This is a genomic window from Burkholderia sp. DN3021, assembly GCF_049805555.1.
GTDB classification, from domain to species: domain Bacteria; phylum Pseudomonadota; class Gammaproteobacteria; order Burkholderiales; family Burkholderiaceae; genus Burkholderia; species Burkholderia pyrrocinia_C.
In genome coordinates, this window is sequence record NZ_JBNCAB010000028.1 from 66,280 (window position 1) to 78,510 (window position 12,231).

Sequence of the window (12,231 nt, forward strand, 5' to 3'; positions counted from 1 at the left end):
GTCGCGTATATTCCGAATTCCGGTGGCCCGGGCGAAGCATGCCCACCCACTGTCGGCCGCGCCGTCTCCCGTCGGGAGCGGGATCGACGGCAACAACAAAACGGTTCAACGGCCCTCCAGGCCCCCTTTACGACGGTGTCCCCATGAACGACCACCAGCAGCCGCTCGCCGCGGTGCCCGCCGCACAAGGTCTGTACGACCCGCAAAACGAACACGACGCCTGTGGCGTCGGCTTCGTCGCTCACATCAAGGGCAAGAAGAGCCACGAGATCATCCAGCAGGGTCTGAAGATCCTCGAGAACCTCGATCACCGCGGCGCGGTCGGCGCCGACCCGCTGATGGGCGACGGCGCGGGCATCCTGATCCAGATTCCGGACGCGTTCTATCGCGAAGAAATGTCGAAGCAGGGCGTGATGCTGCCGCCCGCCGGCGAATACGGGGTCGGGATGATCTTCCTGCCGAAGGAAAACGCGTCGCGTCTCGCGTGCGAGCAGGAGCTCGAGCGCACGGTGAAGGCCGAAGGCCAGGTCGTGCTCGGCTGGCGCGACGTGCCGGTCGACCATGCGATGCCGATTTCGCCGACAGTGAAGGCGAGCGAGCCGCTGATCCGCCAGATCTTCATCGGCCGCGGCAAGGACATCATGGTGACGGACGCGCTCGAGCGGAAGCTGTACGTGATTCGCAAGACGGCGAGCCACCGCATCCAGGCGCTGAAGCTCAAGCACGGCAAGGAATACTTCGTGCCGTCGATGTCGGCGCGCACGGTCGTCTACAAGGGGCTGCTGCTGGCCGGCCAGGTCGGCGTGTATTACCGCGACCTGCAGGACGCGCGCGTCGTGTCGGCGCTCGCGCTCGTGCACCAGCGTTTCTCGACCAACACGTTCCCGGCGTGGGAACTGGCCCACCCGTACCGGATGATCGCGCACAACGGCGAGATCAACACCGTGAAGGGCAATGTGAACTGGCTGAACGCGCGTACCGGCGCGATCGCGTCGCACGTGCTCGCCGACGACCTGCCGAAGCTGTGGCCGCTGATCTACCCGGGCCAGTCGGACACCGCATCGTTCGACAACTGCCTCGAGCTGCTGGTGATGGCCGGCTACCCGCTCGTGCACGCAGTGATGATGATGATCCCGGAAGCGTGGGAACAGCACACGCTGATGGACGAGAACCGCCGCGCGTTCTACGAATACCACGCCGCGATGATGGAGCCGTGGGACGGCCCGGCCGCGATCGCGTTCACCGACGGCCGCCAGATCGGCGCGACGCTCGACCGTAACGGCCTGCGCCCGGCGCGCTACATCGTCACGGACGACGACCTCGTCATCATGGCGTCGGAAGCCGGCACGCTGCCGATCCCCGAATCGAAGATCGTCAAGAAGTGGCGCCTGCAGCCGGGCAAGATGTTCCTGATCGACATGGAACACGGCCGCATCATCGACGACAAGGAACTGAAGGACAACCTCGCGAACGCGAAGCCGTACAAGAGCTGGATCGACGCCGTGCGCATCAAGCTCGACGAGATCGAGCCGAAGGCCGAGGAAGTCGCGGCCGGCCGCACGCAGGGCGCCGCGCTGCTCGACCGCCAGCAGGCGTTCGGCTATACGCAGGAAGACCTGAAGTTCCTGATGGCGCCGATGGCGCAGCAGGGCGAAGAGGCGGTCGGTTCGATGGGCAACGACTCGCCGCTGGCGGTGATGTCGAACAAGAACAAGACGCTCTATCACTACTTCAAGCAGCTGTTCGCGCAGGTCACGAACCCGCCGATCGACCCGATCCGCGAGAACATGGTCATGTCGCTCGTGTCGTTCATCGGCCCGAAGCCGAACCTGCTCGACACGAACAACATCAACCCGCCGATGCGTCTCGAAGTGTCGCAGCCGGTGCTCGACTTCAAGGACATCGCGAAGATCCGCGCGATCGACCAGTACACGGGCGGCAAGTTCAGCGCGTACGAACTGAACATCTGCTACCCGGTCGCTTGGGGCAAGGAAGGCATCGAGGCGCGCCTCGCGTCGCTGTGCGCGGAAGCCGTCGACGCGGTGAAGTCGGGCTACAACATGCTGATCGTGTCGGACCGCAAGACGGACGCCGAACACGTCGCGATTCCGGCGCTGCTTGCCACGTCGGCGATCCACACGCACCTCGTGCAGCAAGGGCTGCGCACGAGCACGGGCCTCGTCGTCGAAACGGGCTCCGCGCGTGAAACGCACCACTTCGCGCTGCTCGCGGGCTACGGCGCGGAAGCCGTGCACCCGTACCTCGCGATGGAAACGCTCGCGAAGATGGCCGAGGGCCTGTCGGGCGACCTGTCGCCGGAGAAGGCCGTCTACAACTTCACGAAGGCGGTCGGCAAGGGCCTGCAGAAGGTGATGTCGAAGATGGGCATCTCGACGTACATGTCGTACACGGGCGCGCAGATCTTCGAAGCGCTCGGCCTGTCGAGCGACCTCGTCGAGAAGTACTTCAAGGGCACGGCGTCGAAGGTCGGCGGCATCGGCCTGTTCGAAGTCGCGGAAGAGGCGATCCGCCTGCACCGCGACGCGTTCGGCGACAGCCCGGTCCTGCGTGACATGCTCGACGCGGGCGGCGAGTACGCGTACCGCGTGCGCGGTGAAGACCACATGTGGACGCCGGATTCGATCGCGAAGCTGCAGCACGCGACGCGCAGCAACTCGTACCAGACGTACAAGGAATACGCGCACCTGATCAACGACCAGACCAAGCGTCACATGACGTTCCGCGGCCTGTTCGAGTTCAAGGTGTCGCCGGCGAAGGCGATTTCGATCGACGAAGTCGAACCGGCGAAGGACATCGTCAAGCGCTTTGCGACGGGCGCGATGTCGCTCGGCTCGATCAGCACCGAAGCGCACGCGACGCTCGCGATCGCGATGAACCGGATCGGCGGCAAGTCGAACACCGGCGAAGGCGGCGAGGACGAAAAGCGCTACCGCAACGAGCTGCGCGGCATTCCGATCAAGTCGGGCGAGACGCTGAAGTCGGTGATCGGCGACGAGATCGTCAGCGACATTCCGTTGAAGGACGGCGATTCGCTGCGCTCGAAGATCAAGCAGGTCGCGTCGGGCCGCTTCGGTGTCACCGCCGAGTACCTCGCGTCGGCCGACCAGATCCAGATCAAGATGGCGCAGGGGGCGAAGCCGGGCGAAGGCGGCCAGCTGCCGGGCCACAAGGTGTCCGAATACATCGGCAAGCTGCGCTACTCGGTGCCGGGCGTCGGCCTGATCTCGCCGCCGCCGCACCACGACATCTACTCGATCGAGGATCTGGCGCAGCTGATCCACGACCTGAAGAACGTGAACCCGAGCTCGAGCATCTCGGTGAAGCTCGTGTCGGAAGTGGGCGTCGGCACGGTCGCGGCCGGTGTCGCGAAGGCGAAGGCCGATCACGTCGTGATCGCCGGCCATGACGGCGGCACGGGCGCATCGCCGCTGTCGTCGGTCAAGCACGCGGGCACGCCGTGGGAACTGGGCCTCGCCGAAACGCAGCAGACGCTGGTGCTGAACCGCCTGCGCGGCCGCATCCGCGTGCAGGCCGACGGCCAGATGAAGACGGGCCGCGACGTCGTGATCGGCGCGCTGCTCGGCGCGGACGAATTCGGCTTCGCGACGGCACCGCTCGTCGTCGAAGGCTGCATCATGATGCGCAAGTGCCACCTGAACACGTGCCCGGTCGGCGTCGCGACGCAGGATCCGGTGCTGCGTGCGAAGTTCAAGGGCCAGCCCGAGCACGTCGTGAACTACTTCTTCTTCGTCGCCGAGGAAGTGCGCGAGATCATGGCGCAGCTCGGCATCGCGAAGTTCGACGACCTGATCGGCCGCGCCGACCTGCTCGATACGCGCAAGGGCGTCGAGCACTGGAAGGCGAAGGGCCTCGACTTCTCGCGCGTGTTCTATCAGCCGGAAGAGTGCGAGGGCGTCGCGCCGCGTCACGTCGACGTGCAGGATCACGGCCTCGAGCGCGCGCTCGACCACGTGCTGATCGAGAAGGCGAAAGCCGCGATCGAGAACGGCGAGCATGTGTCGTTCATCCAGCCGGTGCGCAACGTGAACCGCACGGTCGGCGCGATGCTGTCGGGCGTGATCGCGAAGAAGCACGGCCATGACGGCCTGGCGGACGACGCGGTGCACATCCAGCTGAAGGGCACGGCCGGCCAGAGCTTCGGCGCGTTCCTCGCGAAGGGCGTGACGCTCGACCTCGTCGGCGACGGCAACGACTACGTCGGCAAGGGCCTGTCGGGCGGCCGGATCATTATCCGCCCGACCAACGACTTCCGCGGCAAGTCCGAGGAAAACATCATCTGCGGCAACACGGTGATGTACGGCGCGATCGAAGGCGAAGCGTTCTTCCGAGGCGTCGCGGGCGAGCGCTTCTGCGTGCGCAACTCGGGCGCGACGGCGGTCGTCGAAGGCACGGGCGACCACGGCTGCGAATACATGACGGGCGGCACGGTCGTCGTGCTCGGCGAGACGGGGCGCAACTTCGCGGCCGGCATGTCGGGCGGCCTCGCGTACATCTACGATCCGGAAGGCATGTTCGCGGCGAAGTGCAACAAGTCGATGGTCGCGCTCGAGCCGGTGCTGCAGCAGGCCGAGCAGGAGCGCACGGTCGATCGCGCACTCTGGCACGCAGGCACGACGGACGAAGCGCTGCTCAAGGGGCTCGTCGAGCGTCATTTCCAGTTCACGGGTTCGCCGCGCGCGAAGTCGCTGCTGGAAAACTGGGACGCGGCGCGCCGCCAGTTCGTGAAGGTGTTCCCGCACGAATACAAGCGCGCGCTGGGCGAGATCGGTGCGAAGAAGGCGGCGAAGGAAGTGCTGGCCGCCTGAGCGACGAACGACATAGCGAATGCCGCGCGCGCATGATTGCGGCGCGCGGCTCCCCCACCCGATACACCGAACAGAAGAGCACCTTATGGGCAAGGCAACCGGTTTTCTGGAGTTCGAACGCCGCCACGAGGCGTACGAAGCACCGCTCACGCGCGTGAAGCACTACAAGGAATTCGTCGCGGCACTGACCGACGCGGACGCGAAGGTCCAGGGCGCGCGCTGCATGGATTGCGGCATCCCGTTCTGCAACAACGGCTGCCCGGTCAACAACATCATCCCGGACTTCAACGATCTCGTTTACCGCCAGGACTGGCAGCAGGCGATCGAAGTCCTGCACTCGACCAACAACTTCCCGGAATTCACGGGTCGCATCTGCCCGGCGCCGTGCGAGGCCGCGTGTACGCTCGGGATCAACGAAGACCCGGTCGGCATCAAGTCGATCGAGCACGCGATCATCGACAAGGCCTGGGCGGAAGGCTGGGTGAAGCCTGAGCCGGCTGCGCACAAGACGGGCAAGAAGGTTGCCGTCGTCGGCTCGGGCCCTGCGGGCCTCGCCGCCGCGCAGCAGCTCGCGCGCGCGGGCCACGACGTGACGGTGTTCGAGAAGAACGACCGTGTCGGCGGCCTGCTGCGCTACGGGATTCCCGACTTCAAGCTCGAGAAGTGGCTGATCGACCGCCGCATGCGCCAGATGGAAGCGGAAGGCGTGACGTTCCGCACCAGCGTGTTCATCGGCAAGGATCCGCTGCCCGAGTCGATCGGCAGCCTCGCGAAGGAAACCATTTCGCCGGACACGCTGAAGGAAGAATTCGACGCGGTCGTGATCGCCGGCGGTTCGGAAACGCCGCGCGACCTGCCGGTGCCGGGCCGCGAGCTCGCGGGCGTCCATTTCGCGATGGATTTCCTGCCGCAGCAGAACCGCGTGAACGCGGGCGACAAGCTCGTCGACCAGCTGCTCGCGAAGGGCAAGCACGTGATCGTGATCGGCGGCGGCGATACGGGTTCGGACTGCGTGGGCACGTCGAACCGTCACGGCGCGAAGCAGGTCACGCAGTTCGAGCTGCTGCCGCAGCCGCCGGAAGAGGAAAACAAGCCGCTCGTGTGGCCGTACTGGCCGATCAAGCTGCGCACGTCGTCGTCGCATGAGGAAGGCTGCGAGCGCGACTGGGCGGTCGCGACGAAGCGTCTCGAAGGCAAGAACGGCAAGGTCGAGAAGCTGATCGCGGTGCGCGTCGAGTGGAAGGACGGCAAGATGCAGGAAGTGCCGGGCTCCGAGTTCGAGATGAAGGCCGATCTCGTGCTGCTCGCGATGGGCTTCACACAGCCGGCAGCGCCCGTGCTCGACGCGTTCGGCGTCGCGAAGGACGCGCGCGGCAATGCGCGTGCGGCGACCGAAGGCGATCGTTCGTACTACACGTCGGTCGACAAGGTGTTCGCGGCAGGCGACATGCGTCGCGGCCAGTCGCTCGTGGTGTGGGCGATTCGCGAAGGCCGCCAGTGCGCGCGCTCGGTCGATGCGTACCTGATGGGGCATTCGGAACTGCCGCGCTGAGCTGAATACCGCGAGCGGGTTTCGATGAAAACCGGGCGTCCGAAAGGGCGCCCGGTTTTTTTGTCGCTGGCGCGCGCCGATGCCCGTCGGTCAGCCGGTACCGCGCGTTCCCCCGACGCCGTTCGATCCGGCCGCGTCGCTGCGCTGCGCTCACCATTTTCGCGAAGCGTCGCCTAATCTGATCACATCCGTCGCTGATTTTCCGTCATTTTCTTTCCTTTCGTTTTGTAATAATCCTTGAAAACTGTCATATCATGTCGCCCCTCGGGCCGCATTCGCGGCGGCTGCATGTGTCCGACCCTATTTACAAGGACTCTGGATGGAAGCATTCGTGCATGGGCTGATCGACGCCGTCAACGGCGTGTTGTGGAACTACGTGCTGATCGCGCTGCTGCTCGGCGCCGGTGCGTGGTTCACGTTGCGGTTCCGGATGATCCAGTTGAAGGCGCTGTTCCTCAGCATGAAACTGGTCGGCAGCAAGGGCGAGCCGGGCAGCATCTCGTCGTTCCAGGCGTTCGCGACCGGGCTCGCGAGCCGTGTCGGCACCGGCAACATCGCCGGCGTCGCGGTCGCGCTGACGGTCGGCGGGCCGGGCGCGATCTTCTGGATGTGGATGACGGCGCTGGTCGGGATGTCGTCCGCGTTCGTCGAGGCGACGCTCGCGCAGATCTTCAAGGTGTCGCACCCGGACGGCAGCTATCGCGGCGGCCCCGCGTACTACATCCAGACCGGCCTGCGTTCGCGCGGCTTCGGCGTGCTGTTCTCGCTGTCGCTGATCCTCGCGTTCGGCTTCGTGTTCAACGCGGTGCAGGCCAACGCGATCGCCGACGCGTTCCATACGTCGTTCGGCTGGAGCCGCGAGACGGTCGGCCTCGGTCTCGTGCTGCTCTCCGCACCGATCATCTTCGGCGGCATCCGCCGCATCGCGACGGTCGCGCAGGTGATCGTGCCGCTGATGGCGATCGGCTATCTCGCGCTCGCGGTCTACGCGGTCGCGACGCACATCGCATTGGTGCCGGGCGTGATCGCACTGATCGTGAAGAGCGCGTTCGGCCTCGAGCAGGCGGCGGGCGGCCTGACGGGCTATGCGGTCAGCCAGGCGATCGCGATCGGCGTGAAGCGCGGGCTGTTCTCGAACGAAGCAGGGATGGGCAGCGCGCCGAACGCGGCCGCGACCGCAAGCACGCGGCATCCTGCCACGCAGGGGCTGATCCAGATGCTCGGCGTGTTCGTCGACACGATCGTGATCTGCAGCGCGACCGCATTCGTGATCCTGCTGTCGGGCCAGTACGAACTCGGCACCGGCATGGAAGGCGCGGCGCTCACGCAGCGCGCGATCTCGAGCCACGTCGGCGACTGGGGCGGCATCTACATGGCCGTCGCGATCTTCTTCCTCGCGTTCTCGTCGGTGATCGGCAACTACGCGTACGCGGAAGGCAACGTCGAATTCATCACGAAGCGGCGCGGCGTGCTGCCGCTGTTCCGCGTCGCGGTGCTCGGGATGGTGATGTTCGGCAGCGTCGGGCAACTGCCGCTCGTGTGGGCGATGGCCGATACGAGCATGGGGCTGATGGCGATCATCAACCTGATCGCGATCCTCGCGCTCGGCAAGTATGCGCACGCCGCGTGGGCCGACTATCGCCGCCAGCGCGCGGCAGGCATCGCCGATCCGGTGTTCACGCGCAACACGATCCCGGAACTCGCGCGCGTGCTGCCGGCCGACGTGTGGGGCGAGCATGGCCCGCTGCCGCAGCGTTCGGTTTCGGCCGAAGCGGCGAGTGCGCCGCGTGCCGCGGTGAGCGAGTCATGAACGGCGACCGGCTCCGTGCATTCGTCGCGCTGGTGCCCGATGCGGCCTCGCGCGACGCGCTGCACGCGTTGCCGGTCACCCGCGGTGCGCGGCGCACGCTGCCCGCGCAACTGCACCTGACGCTCGCGTTCATCGGCGCGATCGAACGGGAACGGTGCGACGCGCTGGCCGCGCACCTGCCCGCGCTCGCAGCCGCGCATGCGCTGCCGCTGCTGCCGGTCGAGCGGATCGCGTGGTGGCCGAGCCTGCCACGCGCGAGGCTGATCGTCGCGGAGCTCGGTGCCGATCCGGCCTGCGTCGCGCTGAATGACGGGCTGGCGGCGCTGCTGGCTGAACTCGGCGTGCCGGTCGACCGGCGGCCGTTCAGGCCGCACGTGACGCTCGCGCGGCTGCCGCGCGACGCGGTCGGCCAGCCCGCGCACGGCGGTGCGCCCGCGCGACCGGTCGTGCTGCGCATCGAAGCGCTGACGCTGTTCGAAAGCAGGTTGTCGCACGAGGGCGTGTCGCATCGGCCGATCGTATCGGCGCCGATCGCGTGGGCGGAGGGCCGGGCGGTGCAGTGAGCGGTGCTCGCGATGCATGGCGATGGCCGCGCGTATCGCGCCGGCGCATCGCGTCGACGGTGTCGCCCGGCGCCGAGCCTACCGCCCGTAGCGCGCAAGCGTCAGGCCCGACAGGTCGATTTCCGGCTCGCGCCCGGTAACGAGATCCGCGACCACCTTGCCCGAACCCATCGACATCGCCCAGCCCGTCGAGCCGTGGCCGACGTTGAGCCAGAGCCCGTCGATCCCGCTCGCGCCGAGCAGCGGCGGCCCGTCGGGTGTCATCGGCCGGCGGCCGACCCAGAAGCGCGCCGACGCGCGATCGGCCGCGTGCGGGAACCAGTCGTCGAGCACCTTCATCAGCGTATCGAGCGCCTGCTGCCGCAGCGCCGCGTGCCGGTTGCCGAGCTCCGCGGTGCCCGCGACGCGCAGCGTCGGGCCGAAGCGCGTGATCGCCGTCTTAAGCGATTCGTCCATCAGCGCTGCGCGCGGCGCCTTTTCGTCGTCGACGACCGCGAGCGTCGCCGAGTAGCCTTTCACCGGATACAGCGGCACGTCGATGCCGTGCGGCCGCAGCAGGCCGGCGCTGTCGACGCCGAGCGCGACGACGATCGCGTCGGCGGCGAGCGGGGCGTCACTTCGTGCGGCGGCGCCTTCGTCCGGTGAATCGATCCGCACGCCGCGCACCTTGCCACCCGCGACGTCGAGCGCGCGGATCGCGGTGCGAAAGCGGAACGTCACGCCGTTCGACTCGCACAGCGTACGCAGTTCGCGCGTGAAGCGTGCGCAGTCGCCGGCTTCGTCGTCGGGCAGGTAGATGCCGCCGACGGGCGCCTGCCGCGCCCAGCGCAGGCCCGGCTCGATCGCCGTGCAGCCGGCCGCGTCGAGTTCGCGAAACGCGATGCCGGCATCGCGCAGCACCTTCAGCGCGGGCTGCACCATCTCGACGTCGAATGCGCCGCGCAACAGTTGCAGGTAGCCGCGGCTCGCGCCGTAGTCGAACGGATAACGGTCGCGAAACGCATGCAGGCACGCGCGGCTGTAATACGCGATGCGCTGCATCCGCTGCTTGTTCACGCGGAACCGCTCGAACTCGCATTCGCGCAGCCAGCGCGCGATCCAGCGCCACTGCGCGGCGTCGAATGTCGGCCGGAAGATCAGCGGCGACGCGGGCTCGAACAGGTGCTTTAGGATCTTGCCGGGCATCCCGGGCGCGGCCCACGGCGTCACGTAGCCGGGCGCGATCACGCCCGCGTTGCCGAGGCTCGTCGCCTGCGCGACATCGGCCTCGCGTTCGATCACCGTGACGTCGCAGCCTGCTTCGCGCAGGTGCCACGCGGTGGTGACGCCGATCACGCCGGCGCCGAGAACGATCACGTGCATGCGGTTTCGGGAATGAAAAGGGCGCTCACGACGCGACGGCCGGATCGTCGACGAGCGACTTGCCGCGCGTTTCCGGCAGCACGAGCGCGGCGACGATCACGAGCAGGTAGCCGCCGCCCGCGACGAGGCCGATCGCCTTCACGAGCGACATCGACTGCGACAGCGAGCCGACGAGAATCGGGAAGAACGAGCCGAGCCCGCGGCCGAGGTTGTAGCAGAAGCCCTGGCCCGAGCCGCGGATCGCGCCCGGATACAGCTCCGACAGGTATGCGCCGACGCCCGCGAAGATCCCCTGCACGACGATGCCGAGCGGGAAGCCGAGCAGCAGCATCGCGGTATCGGTGATCGGCAGCATCGTGTACGCCATGCCGAGCGAGAACGAGCCGATCGCGAACAGGATGAACGACGCGCGGCGGCCGAGCCGGTCGGACAGGATCGCGCCGACCACGTAGCCGACGAACGAGCCGACGATCAGCACGACGAGATAACCGCTCGTGTTGAACACGGACAGGTGGCGGACGGTTTTCAGGTAGGTGGGCAGCCACGTCGTGATCGCGTAGTAGCCGCCGAGCATCCCGGTGCACAGCGCGCTGCCGAACAGCGTCGCGCGCAGGTGCGGCGGCGAGAAGATCTCGAGGAAGTGGCCCGACACGCGGCCTTCGTCGCGCGCGCGGCGCGTGGCCGTGTAGATGTCGGGATCGCTGACGTTGCGGCGGATGTACAGGATCCACAACGCGGGCACGATGCCGATCCAGAAGCACGCGCGCCACGCGACCTGCTCGGGCAGCAGCGCGAAGAACGCCCAGTACAGGATCGCGGCCGCGGCCCAGCCGAACGACCAGCTGCTTTGCACGGTGCCGACGGCCTTCGCGCGATGCTCGGGCGAGCGGATCGTCTCGGCCATCATGATCGTCACGACCGACCATTCGCCGCCGAAACCGAAGCCCTGCAGCGTGCGCGTCGCGAGCAGCTGCCAGAACGAATGCGTGAAACCGGACAGGCACGTGAACAGCGCGAACGTCGCGATCGTCCACTGCAGCACGCGCACGCGGCCGTAGCGGTCGGCGAGGATGCCGGCGGCCCAGCCGCCGACTGCCGACGAGATCAGCGAACTCGTCGCGATCATCCCGGCCTCGCTCTTCGTCATTCCCCACGTGGCGATCAGCGTCGGGATCAGGAACGAGTAGATCATGAAGTCGAACGCATCGACCGCGTAGCCGCCGAATCCGGCGTACAGCGTCTTGCGCTCGCGCGACGACAATTCGTTGAACCACTGGAATGCCTGCATGCTTGCCGCCCCCTCTCGTCTCGTATCGCGCTGCCGCGTGGCGGTTATTTTACGGTCGCGATACTGCCGGCCAAAAAGGCCGATGCAGGTTCGTGCGGGAAAGCGGGTATGCGGGAAGGAGGGGGCGATGCCGCTTCAGAGCGTCAGGCCGCCGTCGACGTGGATGACCTGGCCGGTGATCTGCCGCGCCGCGTCCGACAGCAGGAACGCGATCAATGCGGCGACGTCGTCGGGTTCGGCGATCCGGCCGAGCGGTGTCGCCTGTTCGGCCTGCGCCCACGCGGCGGCGTTGCCGGCGCTCGGCCCGTGGTCCTTGCGTGTGAAGCCGGGCGCGACGGCGTTGACGGTGATGCCGTGCGCGGCGAATTCGGCGGCCGCGGTGCGCACCAGCGACTCGAGTGCGGCTTTCGCGGCGGCGGTGGCCGCGAACGGCGCATCGGCGCGGTAGCGATGCGCGACGAACGAACTGAGCGCGACGATCCGCGGTGCGGCCGACGCTTCGAGCAGCGGCCGCGCGCAGCCCGCGAGCGCGGAGAACGCGCCGGGCATCGCCGCGAAGGCGGACGCGAGCGTGGCCGCGGAAAGATCGGAAAAGGCCTGCCGCGCGGCGAAGCCGGCGTTCGCGACGAGCTGGTCGAGCCCGCCGAAGCGCGCGGCGGTTGCATCGACGAGCGTGGCCGCGATGCCCGGCGCGGCGAGATCGCCGGTGAGCGTGATGCATTGCGCGCCGGCCGCCGAGCAGGCGCGCGCGACTTCGGCGAGCCGGGCCCGCGCCGCATCGTCCGCGCCGCGCGCGTGCAGCGCCAGCG

7 protein-coding genes are annotated in these 12,231 nt (G+C 67.7%); 4 read left to right on the forward strand and 3 right to left on the reverse strand.

Going from position 1 to position 12,231, the window contains the following annotated elements; all coding sequences use genetic code 11:
* The first annotated feature begins 143 nt into the window (after positions 1–143).
* The 4 genes from ACPUER_RS16300 to thpR all read left to right on the forward strand — a co-directional run bounded on the left by ACPUER_RS16300 (position 144) and on the right by thpR (position 8,772).
* Positions 144–4,847: a glutamate synthase-related protein gene (locus ACPUER_RS16300; RefSeq protein WP_310141987.1), complete on the forward strand. Its 4,704-nt coding sequence runs from the start codon at positions 144–146 to the stop codon at positions 4,845–4,847.
* A gap of 85 nt (positions 4,848–4,932) precedes the next feature.
* Entirely contained in the window at positions 4,933–6,399 is a 1,467-nt protein-coding gene (locus tag ACPUER_RS16305) for a glutamate synthase subunit beta (protein WP_034183631.1), read from the forward strand.
* Between the two features lie 319 nt (positions 6,400–6,718).
* A complete protein-coding gene (locus tag ACPUER_RS16310) occupies positions 6,719–8,209 on the forward strand; it encodes an alanine/glycine:cation symporter family protein (protein WP_425131574.1) in 1,491 nt (496 codons plus the stop codon).
* Positions 8,206–8,772, forward strand: a complete 567-nt coding sequence (thpR, locus tag ACPUER_RS16315) for an RNA 2',3'-cyclic phosphodiesterase (protein ID WP_175963231.1) — start codon at positions 8,206–8,208, stop codon at positions 8,770–8,772. Before ACPUER_RS16310 ends, thpR begins: the two co-directional genes overlap by 4 nt.
* A gap of 78 nt (positions 8,773–8,850) precedes the next feature.
* On the opposite strand, the gene ACPUER_RS16320 is transcribed toward thpR, so the two are convergent.
* From ACPUER_RS16320 to ACPUER_RS16330, 3 genes are all read right to left on the reverse strand, one after another.
* Entirely contained in the window at positions 8,851–10,134 is a 1,284-nt protein-coding gene (locus ACPUER_RS16320) for a D-amino acid dehydrogenase (protein WP_425131575.1), read from the reverse strand.
* 25 nt (positions 10,135–10,159) lie between these two features.
* A complete protein-coding gene (locus tag ACPUER_RS16325; RefSeq protein WP_034183636.1) occupies positions 10,160–11,422 on the reverse strand; it encodes an MFS transporter in 1,263 nt (420 codons plus the stop codon).
* Positions 11,423–11,557: 135 nt separating this feature from the next.
* A partial coding sequence (locus tag ACPUER_RS16330; RefSeq protein ID WP_425131576.1) for an SDR family oxidoreductase occupies positions 11,558–12,231 on the reverse strand: 674 nt, incomplete at its 5' end.

Coding starts and splice junctions, on each gene's coding strand:
- ACPUER_RS16300 (WP_310141987.1), top strand. CDS start 144: ATGAACGACCACCAGCAGCCGCTCGCCGCGGTGCCCGCCGCACAAGGT.
- ACPUER_RS16305 (WP_034183631.1), top strand. CDS start 4,933: ATGGGCAAGGCAACCGGTTTTCTGGAGTTCGAACGCCGCCACGAGGCG.
- ACPUER_RS16310 (WP_425131574.1), top strand. CDS start 6,719: ATGGAAGCATTCGTGCATGGGCTGATCGACGCCGTCAACGGCGTGTTG.
- thpR (WP_175963231.1), top strand. CDS start 8,206: ATGAACGGCGACCGGCTCCGTGCATTCGTCGCGCTGGTGCCCGATGCG.
- ACPUER_RS16320 (WP_425131575.1), bottom strand. CDS start 10,134: ATGCACGTGATCGTTCTCGGCGCCGGCGTGATCGGCGTCACCACCGCG.
- ACPUER_RS16325 (WP_034183636.1), bottom strand. CDS start 11,422: ATGCAGGCATTCCAGTGGTTCAACGAATTGTCGTCGCGCGAGCGCAAG.